Genomic DNA, 17,814 nt, shown 5'->3' on the forward strand with positions numbered 1-17,814 from the left:
TATCATTTTTTATTTTTTTTTAAATAAAATAACCCAAACTTTACCAATAAAATATTGAACAAAAAATCCTATTTCAAAACATTATTGGAAAAATAAGAAGCGTATAAAACTTTCATGCCTGATAGCGGCGGCTTTCAGATTATAATACCCTCCCCTCACAACGATTGTAACTTTTCTTACATATCGCAAGGATGTCATGTAAAAGGCTAAAGATAGAGTACATATTATATAATCACCATTGCATAAATATCTTACACGCTTTATGCTTTTCCATGGGAGCAAAAGGAAGATGTCAATGTCATCTAAACTGACGCGTAACCAAACATTGGTTTTAAATACTTTAAAAAATGCAAAAGGGCCTTTAAGTGCTTATGCGATTCTCAATCACTTACGCGAAGAAGGTTTTCGCGCACCTCTCCAAGTTTATCGTGCGTTAGAAAAACTCGTACAGTTAAAGTGTATTCATCGTCTTGAAAGTGTAAATGCCTTTATGGTCTGTTTACACCCTGAAAACTGTCAACATGAACTTACAACGTTTATAATTTGCGAAAACTGTGGCACAGTCAACGAAATACAAGATCAAACGATTGTATCAAGTTTAAAACAGATGGTTCAAGCGGTTGACTTCCAAGCACACAAAAGCACCCTAGAAGTACGAGGTCTTTGTAAAAAATGCGCAATAAAATAAGACATCTAACTTGACAATAAGATCTCTAACTTGCAAGTTTATATATTTAGCATTATGTAGCAGGGATCGCCTTATTGTTGGAAAAGCTTTTATCGTCCGTGCATATATCACCCTACCCTAGAGTGAGAGGCTTATTGTACTCGTTAGAACATAAATATTGAAAGTATAAAATCATGTCCGTATCTGAGACCATTTTTTCAACAAAAAATCTCGATAAAATGAAACAAAAAAAAGTAATCAAGGCCCTTCTTATCGTCTTTGCGCTTTTTGTACTTTGGTTTAGCTATAAGTGGACGACGCAATGGTGTTGTATGCTGTCCACTGAAGATGCCTAAACTGTGGCACAGTCCACGAAATACAAAATCAAATGATTGTATCAAGTTTAAAACAGATGGTTCAAGCGGTTGACTTCCAAGCACACAAAAGCGCCCTAGAAGTACGAGGTCTTTGTAAAAAATGCGCAATAAAATAAGACATCTAACTTGACAATAAGATCTCTAACTTGCAAGTTTATATATTTAGCATTATGTAGCAGGGATCGCCTTATTGTTGGAAAAGCTTTTATCGTCCGTGCATATATCACCCTACCCTAGAGTGAGAGGCTTATTGTACTCGTTAGAACATAAATATTGAAAGTATAAAATCATGTCCGTATCTGAGACCATTTTTTCAACAAAAAATCTCGATAAAACGAAACGAAAAAAAGTAATCAAGGCTCTTCTTATCGTCTTTGCGCTTTTTGTACTTTGGTTTAGCTATAAGTGGACGACGCAATGGCGTTATATGCTGTCCACTGAAGATGCCTATGTACAAGGAGATATAGCCGCTATTGCGACTAAATTAAATGGATATATTGAAAAAATTGCCATTAAAGCCAACCAAGTTGTAAAAAAGGACGATGTTTTATTTTACTTAGACAATGGTGATTATCAAATAGCCTTGGATCAAACAGAAGCGCATCTTGACACACAGAAAAAAACACTTCTACGCATTGATGCGCAAATCACAGCCGCTCGTAGTTCTTTAGATGATGCAAAAGCACAAAAAGCAGCCGCTTCAGCCATAGCAACCAATGCACAACTCACCTTAAAACGTGTAACAGAACTGAAAGCCAATCGTTATGCTCCTCAATCCAATGTTGATGATGCCAAATCCGCTTATGAACAAGCCATTGCGAATGTTAACAGAGCGGATGCAAAAATGGCTTCAGCACGTGCAAATATCCGAGTGCTAGAAGCGCAACGAAGTGAAACAGAAAGCGAAACAAAGAGTTTAGAGCTCTCGCGTAAAAAAGCACAACGTGATCTTGATTCGACCATTATACGAGCGCCATTTGATGGAGTTATAGGAAATTTAACAGCAAAAACGGGAGATTTTGTTGTAAATGGCCAACGTCTTGCGGCGTTAGTCCCCATACATGCACTTTATATTGAAGCAAACTATAAAGAAACACAGCTACAAGACATTCATACCGGACAAAAAGCTTATATTTCTGTTGATGCCTTCGAAAATGATGTTTTTACAGGAACAGTGCTTTCTATTTCGCCCGCAACAGGCGCTGTTTTTTCTCTTCTGCCTCCACAAAATGCTACCGGTAACTTTACAAAGATTGTCCAGCGCATTCCCGTACGTATTTCTATTCCAGAAGAAGTCTTAAAAACCGGACATATCCGAGCAGGAATGAGTGTTTCGGTGAAAATTGATACACGTACAAAGCCACAAGATAAAAGTCTCTTATAAAAAAGTAGAAGATCTTACTATGACATCTTCCATACCAGAGCTCATACAGTCTCAAGAACGCATAGGAATGCGCAAAATTGTAGTTTTTATAGCTATGTCTTTTGGCATGTTTATGGCAATCTTAGATATCCAAATCGTTTCCTCTTCTTTAGCTGAAATTCAAGCGGGTCTTACAGCAAGCTCTGAAGAAATTTCATGGGTTCAAACTTCCTATCTCATCGCTGAAGTCATCATGTTGCCGCTTTCTGGATTTTTAGGAAGATTGCTTTCAACACGTGTTTTCTTCACCATATCAGCGATCGGGTTTACGATTACTTCTGTTCTTTGTGCAACAGCAACATCTATTGGAGAGATGATTTTGTATCGCGCACTACAAGGTTTTATTGGTGGAGGAATTATCCCAAGCGTTTTTGTCGCCTCTTATGTTCTTTTTCCTCCTTCCAAACGCCCAATTGTTACCCCTATTGTTGGACTAGTAGCAACATTGGCCCCCACCATTGGTCCAACCGTGGGAGGCTATATTTGTCATCTCTCATCATGGCATTGGCTCTTTCTCATCAATGTACCCTGCGGGATTATCATCTCAATTCTCGCTTGGAAATTAATTGATTTTGATAAAGCTGATCCCTCTTTAATGAAGAAGTTTGATTGGTTAGGATTCATTTCTATGGCTACTTTCTTGGGAACTTTAGAGTATATTCTAGAAGAAGGAGCACGTCATGATTGGCTGAGTGATACGCTGATTCGGGATTTGTTCATTACCATGATTCTTGCTGCAGCCTTATTCTTCTGGCGTGCTTTTACAGTAAAAGAACCCATTGTAGATCTCTCTACTTTTTCTAATTTTAATTTTTCAGCTGCATCCATTTTTTCCTTTTCATTGGGAATAGGCCTTTATGGACTCACGTACCTTTATCCTGTCTATTTAAGCCAAATCCGCCACTTTGATGCTCTCATGATTGGAGAAACATTGTTTCTTTCAGGATTCGTCATGTTATTAACTGCCCCGCTTGCTGGATTTCTTTCAGCACGAATGGATGCACGTTTAATGATGGCAATAGGACTTTTTGGTTTTGCAATAGGTATTTGGATGGCGAGCTCTATCACAGATAACTGGGATTTTTGGCAGCTTTTTTGGCCGCAAGTTTTCCGTGGTGCTTCTGTAATGTTATGTATGGTTCCTATTAATAATATTGCCTTGGGAACACTCCCACCAGAACGGATGCAAAATGCTTCTGGACTCTTTAATCTCACCCGGAATCTAGGTGGGGCTGTAGGGCTTGCCATTATCAACACTCTCATAACAAAACGCACAGACTTCCATCATGAACGAATAGCCGAAACTCTTAACTACGCAAACAGACAAGCAACTGAAATGCTTTCAAATCTTACTGTATTATTCAAAACAGAAACCTTTGATTCCTATACTCTGGCTCTTTCTCAATTGTTTGGTATGGTACGCATACAAGCAACCATTATGGCTATTAGTGATATTTTCTTTATCATAACCATCATCTTTGGTGTTTTGACATTTATGACCATATTTCTCAAAAAAATACCACCTCTCATGGATTCACCACCAAATCACTAAGCTTAATTAAAATTGAGAAATATTTTTTATCCTTATCACTTTCCTCGTTTCCTATGCACTTTATCTTGTCTCAAGAGACAGTATAAATAAGCATATGATTCTAAATGATTCTTCTGATAAAAATTCTTTTAATGCGGGCTCTTTCCGCACTTAAAAACAACTTCTCGCATACAAAAATTGTTCTAGATGATCGGTAAACAAAGAGCTTATCTAAAGTGCTCCACACCATAAAGATAAAGCAGCCATTTCTATAAGATTTTTGATTTATCACCATAGGGCACAAAAGATTAAAAGATTCTTTGCCCTTCACTCTTTTGATTCTTACAAGAATATTCATAAAAGATTTATGATTCTTATGATTTTTATTCACGCACATATTTCTCTTATAATGTGTAGGATAACGTTTTTTTTGATTCTGAATGCAAAATTTTACATGAGAAAATCATTTTGTATTTGATACTCTCATGCCAATTGCAAAACGATTTACCTTTATAGCAAAAAAGTAATGATATATTTTTTTCAAAAAAGCTGCTTTTAAACATGTAATTTTATTTTTTTACACTCTTTAAAAAAAGCTGATACTTACAATTTTGATTCTACTGCTGCATATTTTTCTTTCTTAAGCCCCTTCTCTTTCAACAAGCGCTAAAATTGTATAAAATTTCTCAAAATATCTCTCTATTGAATCAATCAAAACCATTCCCTTGCACATAAAAAGCAAAGAAATAAAAACTGTTTAAGAAAAAAGTAAAACATCCAACCGTTTTGATGCAAGATTTATCAACGATATTGAAAACTGGAAAACTGTATGATGATAGCGACTTTAAAAGAACACAAGACAACTCAAAAATCCGGTTCCTTCAGTATTATAAAATAAGACACTATTTCAAAAAATGAGCTTAAAATATATTCTTACTCACTTAACTGAAATTATCAAAAATAAGAAACCAGCCCCATAAAGAAAAAGCCATATAATAAAATCGCAATACAACTCCCCAAAACTTTGTACCGCTAAATACCTTGGCACTGTCAAAACGGTATGCTCTTCTCAATGGCAGCTGCTGAAAAACGAAATAAACACTATCTTCAAGCGACTTTATGATGCTGAAAACGATTTGAAACTTCTCGTTCTCCACTAGGAACCAAAGTGCCATAACACCCAGAAAGATAATGTGGTATCAGTTCCAACGCTTGAAAGCGATGTTTTTCGTAAGGACCAGGCATTGCCAAATTTTCTGTTAAACTATTTGAAAAGCCAAAACGTTGATAAAATTCAAAATCCCCTACCAGCAAAATGGCGCCATATCCCAATTTTTTTGCTGTTTCAATTGCATGGCGGACTAAAATTGATCCTATTCCCATACCAGCACATTCAGACGCAACAGCCAAGGGGCCTAAAAGTAAAGCATGTTGTGTTTCATTTTTTTCTTTAGAAAAAGAAACATGCCAAAGACGGACACTTCCCACAAGCTCTCCAAGCACATTTTTAACCACAAAAGAGAGCCCTTGAGCAGCCAAACGACCACGACGTAAAACCTCTGATGATTTACGTTTACGTCCATACCCCATCATTGAATCAAGCAAATTTTCTCGATAAGGCTTATCGGCTTCTTGCTCCAATAAAAGTGTAAAACATGCCCCATCTTTTGTTTGAAAATTAATCATGTTCATCTCTATAACCGCCCTCTTACAGCGCCATGACGAGCATAGCAAAAAATCTAAAAAACTATAGTTAAAAGGAAATGTCAGATCACATATGATCGTAAAGGCTCAAAACCATTAAAAGCAACCGATGCGTAAGTTGTTGTGTAAGCACCCGTTCCATGAATCAATATTTCATCTCCTATCGTTAGGGATAGAGGAAGCGGATAAGGTGTTTTTTCATAGAGAACATCTGCCGAATCGCATGTCGGTCCAGCCAAAATACAAGGCTCCATCACCTTATCATCATGAGGTGTCTCAATAGGATAACGAATGGCTTCATCCATAGTCTCAGCAAGACCATTAAATTTCCCAATATCAAGATAAACCCATCGTACATTATCGTTATCAGCTTTTTTAGATATTAGAACAACTTCTGTACGAATAACACCAGCATTGCCAACCATCGCACGTCCTGGCTCAATAATCGTCTCAGGGATACGATTACCAAAATGCTTTTTCAATGAATCAAAAACTGCTGTACCATAAGCTTGTTCTGTAGGGACATCTTTCAAATAACGCGTTGGAAAACCGCCCCCCATATTCACCAACCTTAGTGAAATGCCTTCTTGTTCCAAACGCTTAAAAACTGTAGAAGCATCCGATAAAGCACGATCCCACGCACTCAAATCAACCTGCTGAGATCCAACATGAAAAGAAACACCATAGGCTTGCAAACCCAATTGGTGTGCCCGTCTTAGAACATCAACCGCCATATCTGGAACACAACCAAATTTGCGTGACAATGGCCACTCTGCACCTTTGCCATCGGTAAGAACACGGCAAAAAACACGTACTCCTGGAGCAACACGCGCAATTTTTTCCACTTCTTCAACACAATCAACAGCATAAAGTGAAACTCCCAATGCATATGCTCGTGCAATATCACGCTCTTTTTTAATCGTATTTCCAAAAGAAATACGCTCTGACGTTGCTCCTGCTTTTAAAGCCATTTCAATTTCTGCAACAGAAGCCGCATCAAAAGAAGATCCTAAAGAACTTAGCAAACGCAAGATTTCAGGAGCTGGATTTGCCTTTATTGCGTAAAAAATACGAGACTGCGGCAGAGCTTTTTCAAAATTTAAATAGTTATCACGAACAACATCAAGGTCAACAATTAAGCATGGACCTTCAGAACGATGTGTTGCAAGAAAATCGCGAATACGTTGCGTTGCCATCTGCAATTCTCCTTGAGGGAACGCTCCCCCACTCTATGCTTAGACAGCCAAAGCTGCCAAAAGCTAAAGGACAAAAAACACACAACAACCATCCCCATTCTGATTACAAAAAACCAGAAATTAGCATTGCATGCTGCGAAAGAACAGCGCGAAACCGCGTTATTCTATTTTATCTGCCTTTTTGATTGGAGTTGAGAAAACCACTTCCGCACTGAAGGCAATGAGGTGTGCCTCTATAGTTATCCCAGCATTTAAAAGCTGGAAGACACCAGAAAGGCCCGCACCGTCGTTGCTTCAAGATGTCCTCATTCTTGCAATTGGCTGTAAGAATGACTGGAGCGGTTAGTTCCAGGTACCGTACCGGTTAATCTCACCATTTGAGAACCAGCGGACACCCACAGGCACGTGCGACTTTGGGCAAGGCATCCTATAAAACGAATTCTTTCTCATTTCAATCATTTTTTTAATTTTAAACATTTTTTAATTCTTAAAGATAAAATGATGCGAAAAAACAACACTCTCCCCCAGACAAAGCCATCCATCCGCTTTCATGAGATCACACCCTTACATTATCCGTACAACATAAATCACTGTCTTGCGTTTAAAGCCCCTCGTTTCTTTACCCTATTCTATCTCCTAATATCTGCAGCAGAAAATAACGCAAATAAATTACTCAAAACATTAATTTATAATGATAATTTATTATTGTACCCTTAAACAAAAATCCCATTATAAAATCCTCTTATTTCAACCCTCTTACAATGAATCAATTAAAATCATTCTTTTGCGCATCACAAATAAAAAACAATTGAAAAAAGGAGTACCTCTTATATATCCTCTCAAATGCAAAGATGACCAACATTGAAGACTGAGGATAGTAACGACTGAAGCACCATAATCTTTAAAGATAACGTGTCCTTCCCCCAACAAAACACCATTATCTTTCTCATTTACATCCTAAAAAACATCCCTACTTCCACATTCATTTCACAGCATCGCTTAAGCAAAATATCATGAAGAATTCCCCGTATAATATAGCTTGTATGATATAGATCAACTACATCTCACCCTCTTTATACTTATGAAATTAAAAACAAACGCTCCCATTCTATCTGCCAACTCCCAATATTGCAGAAACTCCTACATTGAAATGTTTCATAACACCTTATCTAAAATGATTTTTGTCCACACGTTGCTCCCATTTGCAACGTACAAGTGAATGAATTTTACGCGATTCGTTCTCATCTAATCTGAAAGCAACAAAGTTCACAATATTGAACTCTTTTATTCAAATGAATAATAAATTATCATTATAAATTAATGTATTATATTAAATTCTGAAATCATAAACTCCTATTATCATTTTATTTTTCCACCTAGCATCTGCTTTTTAATCACATCTTATTCATACGCTTTTCTCTTAAACTATAATCTCCCTCCTCTGCGCTGTTGGTGAACGGCTTTTCTATTTTAAAATGAAAAGTATTTGAAATACTCAATCCTATAAAGTCAAAGAAAGTAAACAATCTATAATGATTACTTATAAGTCAAATAATTTAACATAAACAAAAAGACCGAATAATATCCGGTCTTATAAAATATTTTTCTACTAATATTAAAAAACTCTTCTCTCTTAAATTTAAGAGAAAAACGCTACAATTTAAAGCCCTACACTGCGATATCCTTATGTCCCTTGATGAGAATCAATTGCACGCAACTTCAACAATTGAAATTGCCTATGGCGCTCACGAAAGCGCTCTCTATCGGCTTCACTACGCGTGTTATAACAAGCATCACAGGAAACACCTTCCTCATAATGAGGCGATAATTTGCTTTCAGCATTAAGAGGAGAACGACACGCGCGACATAATTCGCGTCCACATTCTTCAAGACCATGTTGAACAGAAACACGCTCATCAAAAACAAAACACTCACCCCACCATAAACTTTTCTCTTTTGGAATTTTTTCTAAATATTTTAGAATACCTCCTTTTAGATGGTAGACTTGCTCATAACCAAGATCACGAACATAAGCTGTTGATTTTTCACACCGAATACCACCTGTACAAAACATGGCAATTTTCTTTTTTTTCTTTAACTCAGCCTCATGTTTACGCACCCATTCAGGAAATTCGCGAAATGTTTTAATCTGCGGATCAATCGCTCCTTGAAAACTCCCTATCGCATATTCATAGTCATTCCGTGTATCGATTAAAATTGTCTCTTCATCTTGAATAAGAGCATTCCAATCTTCAGGATCGACATAAGTACCAACAACTTTTAGCGGATCAACCCCTTCAACCCCCATCGTCACAATCTCTTTTTTCAACCGCACTTTCATGCGATGAAAAGGCATTTTTGATGCCCATGAATATTTAATTTCCGGCGTTTGAAACGCTGGCTCAGCCGTAATAAAATCCACCAATGCCTCAATCGCATCACAAGAACCAGCAACTGTTCCATTAATGCCCTCTTGTGCTAAAAGCAGAGTGCCTTTGATATCCTTTGCTTGACATAAATCCTGCAAAGGTTTTTGTAATTGATGATAATGCTTCAAATCTGCAAAGCAATAAAGTGCAGCAACTTTAAAATTCTTTTCCATGTGTTTTGCCATAACGCGCGTTTCATTCAATTTCAAGATTTATTCATGTACTCTTTAACATATTGTGCTTAATCAAACGATACAAATAATATCATCTCCAAGAAGAAAAAATATCATGTGCCAAAAAAGAGAAAAGCTTTTATTATATCTCCAAGGACAAACTGTTATACCTGTTTTACTCATTGACAATCTACAAAGTGCTGTACCCTTAACACGCGCTCTTGTCAAAGGTGGATTAAAAACAATTGAGATCACCTTGCGAACACCAAATGCCCTCAAAGCAATTCAGAAAATTACACAAGAAGTCCCTGAAGCAATTGTTGGAGCCGGCACAATTCTCAACACAACACATTACGAAAAAGCCGAACAAGCTGGAGCCAAGTTTATTGTAAGCCCCGGATTATCCAATGAACTAATCAATTGTGCAAAAAATAGTGAAATTCCCCTTCTTCCCGGTGCAATGACCCCAAGTGAACTCATGCAAGCATTAAACAAAGGCTATTCATATCTTAAATTTTTCCCTGCTGAAGCTACTGGGGGTATTTCCTTCATCGAAGCTTTAGCATCTCCCTTCTCTGATATCCGGTTTTGCCCAACAGGCGGTATTACACAAAAAAGTGCAACACAATGGCTCCAACTGCCCAATGTCTTCTGCGTTGGAGGTTCTTGGATAGCGCCCCAAAAACTCATTGCAATAAGTGATTGGGATTCGATTACTGCATTAGCATATACCGCATCACAACTTCCCTCTCCCTCGAAAAAAGCTCTTTCTACAATATAATGTAATGTGCAAGAATATCAGCCCCTTCAACAAGACCAAAGCTTTCACACATCCTTGCGCAATCTTTTAACATCGTCATAAAACCATAAATCATCACCCGATCTTCATTAGGATGAATTTTGCGAGTTCTATTGTTTCAAAGCCGCTTGTTTCAAAAAAGCACCACTCTCCATAACAGTCGTAATACGCCCCATATGCTCAGAAAGCTCACGAGTGGTCATAGGATAAAATTTCAGCTGTTGTGCATATGCCCCACAATGAGTGGATCTTATTGCAAAAAGGAAACAAGATCTTTTGCACAAATTGACTCATTCTTTTCGCGCGTTATTTAAATAAGAACAACTTCTGAAAATTTTTCATAAATGTCAGGCTCACGAATAAAGCTTGCAAAAGAAAAAAAAACCGTACCGGTTTGAAAGAAGATAAAGCATCAACTTTCCCACTCATTACTCCACAAAAGCGCGCTCTACAACATAAGTAGCAGGAGCATTATTGGCCCCTTCAACAAGACCAAAGCTTTCACACATCCTTGCGCAATCTTTTAACATAGCCATGGAACCACAAATCATCACCCGATCCTCATCAGGATGAATCTTAGGAAGGCCTGTTGTTTCAAAAAAGTCCCCACTTTCCATCACAGTTGTAATACGACCCATATGCTCAGAAGCTTCACGAGTAGTCATAGGATAAAATCTCAACTGTTGTGCATACTCTCCAATGAGTGGATCTTGTTGCAAAGAGGAAACAAGATCTTTTGCATAAATTAACTCATTTTTTTCGCGCGTTGTTTGAATAAGGACAACTTCTGCAAATTTTTCATAAGTTTCAGGATCACGAATAAGGCTTGCAAAAGGAGCAATCCCCGTCCCAGTTGAAAGAAGATAAAGACGTTTTCCAGGAATAAGAGCATCAAGCACCAGCGTTCCTGTAGATTTTTTACGCATGAGAACTGTATCACCAATTTTAATTTTTTGGAGATGCTCGGTTAAAGGTCCCCCTGGAACTTTTATCGAAAAAAACTCAAGCTGTTCATCCCAAAAGGGACTTGCAATCGAATAAGCGCGATAAATCGGCTTTTCTGCATTTGGCAAACCGATCATAACAAACTCACCCGAACGAAAACGAAAACTTTCCGGACGATTCAGACGGAATTTAAATAACCGATCTGTATAGTGACAAACCTCTTGGACAGTAAGGGCGAACACATTCTCAGGAATCGGAAAATTTGCAACGCTGCTGATGCTTGACGGAACATTGGTAGCAGACGTATTCATACTCTTCCCCATATCTTTATTGAACGTTAAATTTCGAATCCTTGACGTGATATAGTACTTGCACAACCATCTGCCAACAATTTTCTCAACACAAAAGCCTCAAGGTTAACACTTTTATGTCAAAATTAAATAAATGAGTCTAGCGCGCTCTATAAGCGATAAAATTGATTTCACTTAAAACCAATCAAAGACTAGAAAGTAAATACTGGATACCCAATCCATCTTGAAAACAAATAATATCCAAATCAACGAGTTTTCTAAATCAACAGTTTTTAATGTATCAAAAAGTGTTTACACACTGTTTTCCATTCAATAAAAATAATTTTAAGTGCATGAGACGACATCCAAAATTGCACAGATGAGTGATCTTCCCCCTCATGGTAAAAAACTTGTAATACATTGACTTAACGTGGTTAATTTAATCATTTTACCTTCTCTAAATAAGAAGCCAATGCAATATTTAATCACAACAATCACACCAGCAATAATAGTCTAACATTGCACTCTTCAAAATGATACAATACAATAAACTATGTTTATTTTTTTATATGCCTAAACGAGGAAAAATAAGTAAAAAAGTCTATGTTTTACAAATCATTAGAAGATACCATGTTGATAACAACACAAATAAAACTAAACTATCTCTTATATCTAGAGTACCATTTTACATAAAAAACGACTTTAATGGCAGCATAGGCTTCTTAATGATTTTGACCATAGCAAATAGTGTCTTTCCCCTATATCGTAAAGAACCTCAATGAAACAACCAAAAAAACTCCGTATTTCACGAACACAGATAAGCTTTTAAAATGAACAAATACGTTAATGATGAAATAAATACATCACTCTATACAGCTGTAGCAACCATCGATGTCAGTGCCATTGTTGCCAATTATATTACTTTAGCCAAACGTGTAGCTCCAACACAATGTTCAGCAGTTGTAAAAGCAAATGCCTATGGATTAGGAGCTCACAAAATTGCTCCTGCCCTTTATCAAGCTGGTTGTCGCACTTTTTTTGTCGCCCAAATCAGAGAAGCACTCCAATTAAAAAGCATTTTACCATCAAATGTCACAATTGCCATTCTGAATGGACTTCCACACTTAGCAGAAGAGTTTGTCGCACAATCTGGTATTGTTCCTGTTCTAAACTCTTGGAATGCCATTGAAAATTGGCAAAAAATTTGTCAAAAAAAAGATAAAAAATTTCCAGCAATTGTTCAAATCGATACCCATATGAACCGATTAGGACTGGATCAAAAAGAATTACAAAAACTCATCAAACACCCTACAATTTTCGAAAAAGCAGAAATAAAATATATTCTTAGTCATCTTTCTAACGGAGAAGATGATACCCACCCATCAAATTATGCCCAATTGACTTCTTTCAAAACGATCCTTGCGCAATTGCCTGCTTGCAAAGTTTCCTTTGCCAATTCTGGAGGTATCTTTCTAGGATCAGATTTTTATTTTGATCTTGTTCGTCCAGGCATTGCACTTTACGGAGTTGATCCGCGGGGAAAACACCCATCACCTTTGAAACCTGTTTTAAAACTTGAAGCCCAAGTCATTCAAAGCCGCGTTGTTGATATAGGAGCACCTGTTGGTTATGCAGAAAGCTTTATAACCAACAGACCAAGCACTCTTGCAACCATTTCTATAGGCTACGCAGACGGCTGGCTCCGTACTCTTTCGAATAAAGGAACTGTTTATTTCAACGGGCACAAACTTCCCATGGTTGGGCGGGTTTCTATGGATTCCATTATTGTAGATACGACCGATCTTGAACAAAAACCTCAAACTGGTGACTGGGTAGAACTCATTGGTCCCCATCAAACACTTGAAAAAGTATCTATAGATGCCGATACCCTTCCCAATGAAATTCTAACATCTCTTGGCTCCCGCTATAAATACATTTACACATAAAAACTCTTTAAAAAAATAAATTGATAAAAATCATCATTTTAGAAAATTGAGGGGCTTTTACAAAAGATTTTACAACAATCAACCACACAGAATGGTCATAGACACCGTACATTCACAGAAATCTCAAAACAGACAAGTTGATGGACTGTTTTATGGAAGTAGCTTTCACCTAAAATACAAAAACTTAGCCTTTCCCCATAAATTGACAAAAAAGAATCTACTACAAAGTTTTTAAAATTAATTTCCCAATTAAAATCATTCGCTTGCATACCACAAGCTGAACTATGTGTAGATAAAAATGATTTAAGAAAAGAATAATGCCTCTTATGAACCATAGTGCCAAGAGCTATAACATTAGGCGCTGGCAAAGTGTATGATAGTGCCCAGCTTACTCCGTTATGAAGCGTAAAGATAGTGGGGAATCAATGGATTTACCCTTACACCATTCACGAGCGCCGTCGCGAAATGGGATTGGGAGCGAAGTGTCTCTTTAAAACAAACACGTGAATTAACAACTCAAGTATATTCTTTTTGGAGCGTTCTGTTTCACATGAGGGTCGTGCCCCCACTAAAAAACACAATAAATAAAAATATGGAGCAATATGTAATCCCCATTATTTAAAAAACATTGCTTTAAATGCTTTTGAAAGCCGTAAAGCTGAATTAAAAGGAGATGTCAAACTGAGGATTGAGTTTTACCTTTACGGCTTTACATTTTCCCAAAATGAGATTGTCTTCCAGTTTCAAAGATTACGTCAACAGAAATACGCAATCCCCTCGCCCTCATCTGACAGACAAAAGCTGGAACGACTCATAAAACTCTTTTTTTCTCAATCTCTGACTCAAAACATGTGGCTGCATTAAGTTTGGATGTTGATTTACAGGCAACAGCTAAAGCACACGGGCTCTTAGGAAAACAGTGCCGTAAAGTCACAAACTGACCTACAATGAAGTGGAAAGATGTGCTGGCTTTTTATAAGACACCTTGTAAAAAACACCCATAATACATTTGACTTTGCGTTTTCTCATTCTAACAGGTGTTCTTACATATTTTTGCGTCATATTTACAAAAAGCAGATTAAAGAGAAATATTTAGACAATTCTTGACTCGAAAAGATGCAACAACAGAGTTTCGCGTGTCTTTATCATCAAAAACACTAAAATTGATTTTATTCTTTCTACAACCGGTTGTCGTCACCCTAGTGAGAAGGAGTATATCACAACACATGCAACAGACGTGACCTATCCCCCGTAGGTTTCGCTCTCGTTTACATGAATTAGCTGGCTAGACCAATGCCGCCTAGTCACTAAAACCATGTCATACGGTAGAAAGCAAAGGAGAGCATGCCTACTGCCGACAAAACACAGCTTTTTTGTCGACTTTTTCGATTTTTCTCATGTTATAAAAAAACAATGCAAAGTTCTAGAAAATAGACAAATAACACCATAGCAACATGATCAATAAACATAAAACCCACACAAAATGTGTGGGCTTTTTTCGTTCATGCAAATAAACAAATTAAATATATATTTTTTATTTAATAGGTGTTTCCCAATGGCGGGCACGAACAAATGAGCATTCTGTCTCCCGCGACATTATCAATACGTGATACAGGAGGCCAATATTTATTAGCTGGATCAAGAGAACTGTTGGGAAAAGCAGCTTCTTGTCGCGAATAGGGTCGCACCCAAGCATCATCTAAAGTATCTGCCACTGTATGAGGGGCATTCACCAATGGATTATTGTCTTTTGGCCAAACCCCATTCCCAACTTTTTTCGCTTCTTCAGCAATAGAGAGTAAAGCATCACAAAAACGATCAATCTCTGCTTTTGGTTCTGATTCCGTTGGCTCAATCATCAAAGTTCCCGGAACCGGAAACGACATCGTGGGCGCATGGAATCCATAATCAATGAGACGTTTTGCAATATCATCAACACTCACCCCATACTGCTCTTTCAACACGCGTGTATCCACAATACATTCGTGCGCAACACGTCCATGCTTGCCCCGATAAAGAATGGAATAAGCGGCTGAAAGACGTGCAGCAATATAATTGGCATTTAAAATGGCTATTTGTGTTGCATATTTTAAGCCATCAGCCCCCATCATTCGAATATACATCCATGTAATCGCAAGAATAGACGCACTCCCATAAGGAGCAGCCGAAACCGCATGCGTTGTCCCATCTTGTTCATGACCTGGTACGAATGGTTTGAGATGCGCAGCAACTCCAATTGGTCCCATACCAGGACCACCACCACCATGAGGAATAGCAAATGTTTTATGAAGATTCATATGACAAACATCAGCGCCAATATCCGCAGGACGAGCAAGCCCCACAAGGGCATTGAGATTAGCACCATCAAAATAAACTTGTCCGCCATTTTCATGAATAATAGAACAAATTTCCTTAATGCTTTCCTCGTAAACACCATGGGTTGAAGGATAAGTAATCATGAGAGCAGCCAATTTATCTTTATGCAATTGCGCTTTCATCTTGAGATCATCTACATCAACATCACCATCGCTTAAACATTTTACCACAACGACTTCCATCCCTGCCATATGAGCCGAAGCTGGATTGGTACCATGCGCAGATGCAGGAATAAGACAAACTGTACGTTGATGTTCTCCTCGTGATTGGTAATATCGTCGGATAGCCAAAAGCCCAGCATATTCACCTTGAGCACCAGAATTTGGCTGAAAAGAAACTTGCGCAAATCCTGTAATTTCACACAACCACGCATTTAACTGGTTGATCATCTCCAAATAACCCGCTGCATCCTCTTGTGAAACAAAGGGGTGTATATTGGCCATGCTCGCCCAGCTCACAGGCATCAATTCAGCAGCTGCATTAAGCTTCATTGTACAAGAACCAAGAGGGATCATAGCGCGATCCAGCGCCAAATCCTTATCCGCTAAACGACGCAAAAAGCGCATCATATCTGTCTCTGAATGAACAGCATGAAAAAAAGGCTGAGAAAGAAAAGCAGCATCCCGTTTTTTTCCAAAGAGTCGTGGAGAAACCTTATCAAAGAGTTGTGCCCCCAAAAGCTGCGCTAAAGCACCAGCATCTTCTTCTGTTGATAATTCATCAAAATTGATTGCAATAGTGTCATCATCGAGAACACGAATAAGGCGCCCACCTATTTTGGCTTGATGCGCAATTTCTCGCGCTTTTCCCTTAACAGAAATACTCACACAATCAAAAAAGCTTTTCCCTTCAACATGAATCCCTGCTGCTTCTAAACCAGCAACAAAACGACATGTTAAATGATGAATTCGCTGCGCAATTTCTTGTAAGCCTTTTGGCCCATGCCAAACAGCATAAGCGGTTGCCATATTAGCCAACAAAGCCTGCGCTGTACAAATATTTGACGTCGCTTTATCGCGCCGAATATGTTGTTCACGTGTTTGCAAAGCTAAACGAAAACCAACGCGTCCTTTGGTATCCACGGATTGACCAACAATACGCCCTGGAATAAGACGCGTTAACGCATCACTCACAGCAAGGTAACCAGCATGTGGACCACCAAATCCCATCGGAACGCCATAACGCTGCATAGTGCCAACAACGATATCTGCCCCCCATTGAGCAGGTGGCTCCTGAAGAGTAAGCGCTAAAGGATCAGCTACAACGATAACTAAAGCTCCCTTTTCCTTTGCCTCTTTTATGATCTCACTGTAATCATGAAAAGAGCCTTTTGTATCTGGCCAAGACAAAACAATTGCCGCTGTATCAGGATCAATTTCGCCATTTTGGCTAATCTGAATCCCTTGTGTTTCAGCACGCGTTTGCGCAACACTCAAAGTCTGAGGATGTAAAAGACTCTGAAGAGAAATTTTTGTTTTTTTCTCACGGAAAAAGCGAACAGCAAGGGCATTGGCTTCAGCTAAAGCAGTTGCTTCATCAAGAAGGGAAGCAGCAGAAACAGGCAAACCTGTTAGTTCACTAACCAATGTCTGAAAATAAAATAAAAGCTCTAAACGACCTTGGCTAATTTCTGCTTGATAAGGCGTATAAGCAGTATACCAAGCAGGATTTTCAAACAGATTTCGTAAAATAACCGGAGGCACATAAGTTCCATGATATCCTTGCCCAATAAAACTTTTGTGCACATGGTTACGCTCCATCATCTTGGAGAGTTCTTCCAAGGCTTGTCCTTCACTAGCAGCCTCTGGAAGATTCAGTGAACGTCCCAAATGGATAGAGTGTGGAACAGCTTGAGAAATAAGTGTCTCAACACAATCAAGCTCTAAAACATCAAGCATTTTTTGTGTTTCATCAGGACGCAGCCCAATATGTCGAGAAGAAAAAGAACGCTCGATCAT

Annotated in this window: 10 protein-coding genes and 3 pseudogenes; 7 read left to right on the forward strand and 6 right to left on the reverse strand. The window is 38.1% G+C overall.

Annotated elements, in window-relative coordinates:
• Positions 1-295: 295 nt before the first annotated feature.
• The 5 genes and pseudogenes from ACFIMI_RS06690 (at position 296) to ACFIMI_RS06710 (ending at position 4,019) form a co-directional block, all read left to right on the forward strand.
• Positions 296-688: a Fur family transcriptional regulator gene (locus ACFIMI_RS06690; RefSeq protein WP_375629863.1), complete on the forward strand. Its 393-nt coding sequence runs from the start codon at positions 296-298 to the stop codon at positions 686-688.
• A 173-nt stretch (positions 689-861) separates the two neighbouring features.
• Positions 862-1,020: pseudogene (locus ACFIMI_RS06695) on the forward strand (HlyD family secretion protein); the annotation flags it as partial.
• Positions 1,017-1,160: pseudogene (locus ACFIMI_RS06700) on the forward strand (transcriptional repressor); the annotation flags it as partial. The pseudogenes ACFIMI_RS06695 and ACFIMI_RS06700, both read left to right, overlap by 4 nt.
• A gap of 173 nt (positions 1,161-1,333) precedes the next feature.
• Positions 1,334-2,428 (forward strand): HlyD family secretion protein, encoded by a 1,095-nt coding sequence (locus tag ACFIMI_RS06705; protein WP_375613633.1) that lies wholly within the window; start codon positions 1,334-1,336, stop codon positions 2,426-2,428.
• A 19-nt stretch (positions 2,429-2,447) separates the two neighbouring features.
• Positions 2,448-4,019 (forward strand): DHA2 family efflux MFS transporter permease subunit, encoded by a 1,572-nt coding sequence (locus ACFIMI_RS06710; RefSeq protein ID WP_375613634.1) that lies wholly within the window; start codon positions 2,448-2,450, stop codon positions 4,017-4,019.
• A gap of 1,086 nt (positions 4,020-5,105) precedes the next feature.
• Here ACFIMI_RS06710 and ACFIMI_RS06715 read toward each other — a convergent pair.
• The 3 genes from ACFIMI_RS06715 to ACFIMI_RS06725 all read right to left on the reverse strand — a co-directional run bounded on the left by ACFIMI_RS06715 (position 5,106) and on the right by ACFIMI_RS06725 (position 9,500).
• On the reverse strand, positions 5,106-5,690 hold the full coding sequence (locus ACFIMI_RS06715) for a GNAT family N-acetyltransferase (RefSeq protein WP_273791458.1): 585 nt from the start codon (positions 5,688-5,690) through the stop codon (positions 5,106-5,108).
• Between the two features lie 74 nt (positions 5,691-5,764).
• Complete coding sequence (locus tag ACFIMI_RS06720; protein ID WP_375613635.1) at positions 5,765-6,898, reverse strand: type III PLP-dependent enzyme; 1,134 nt, start codon at positions 6,896-6,898, stop codon at positions 5,765-5,767.
• A 1,684-nt stretch (positions 6,899-8,582) separates the two neighbouring features.
• Complete coding sequence (locus tag ACFIMI_RS06725; protein ID WP_375613636.1) at positions 8,583-9,500, reverse strand: rhodanese-related sulfurtransferase; 918 nt, start codon at positions 9,498-9,500, stop codon at positions 8,583-8,585.
• A gap of 115 nt (positions 9,501-9,615) precedes the next feature.
• On the opposite strand from ACFIMI_RS06725, the gene eda reads away from it, so the two are divergent.
• The gene (gene eda / locus ACFIMI_RS06730; protein ID WP_375638779.1) at positions 9,616-10,281 is read left to right on the forward strand and encodes a bifunctional 4-hydroxy-2-oxoglutarate aldolase/2-dehydro-3-deoxy-phosphogluconate aldolase; all 666 of its coding nucleotides are present in this window, start codon (positions 9,616-9,618) and stop codon (positions 10,279-10,281) included.
• Here eda and ACFIMI_RS06735 read toward each other — a convergent pair.
• Positions 10,254-10,693, reverse strand: a pseudogene (locus ACFIMI_RS06735) (ferredoxin--NADP reductase); the annotation flags it as partial. The gene eda and the pseudogene ACFIMI_RS06735 overlap by 28 nt on opposite strands.
• A 34-nt stretch (positions 10,694-10,727) precedes the next feature.
• Positions 10,728-11,555, reverse strand: a complete 828-nt coding sequence (locus ACFIMI_RS06740) for a ferredoxin--NADP reductase (RefSeq protein ID WP_375612296.1) — start codon at positions 11,553-11,555, stop codon at positions 10,728-10,730.
• Between the two features lie 809 nt (positions 11,556-12,364).
• Between ACFIMI_RS06740 and alr the strand changes: the two genes are divergently transcribed.
• Positions 12,365-13,480, forward strand: coding sequence for an alanine racemase (gene alr / locus ACFIMI_RS06745; RefSeq protein ID WP_375692361.1), 1,116 nt, complete (start codon positions 12,365-12,367; stop codon positions 13,478-13,480).
• Positions 13,481-15,018: 1,538 nt separating this feature from the next.
• On the opposite strand, the gene gcvP is transcribed toward alr, so the two are convergent.
• The gene (gene gcvP, locus ACFIMI_RS06750) at positions 15,019-17,814 is read right to left on the reverse strand and encodes an aminomethyl-transferring glycine dehydrogenase (RefSeq protein WP_375692381.1); all 2,796 of its coding nucleotides are present in this window, start codon (positions 17,812-17,814) and stop codon (positions 15,019-15,021) included.

The sequence above is a fragment of the Bartonella sp. AP4SXKL genome, from assembly GCF_042195845.1.
Lineage (GTDB): Bacteria > Pseudomonadota > Alphaproteobacteria > Rhizobiales > Rhizobiaceae > Bartonella.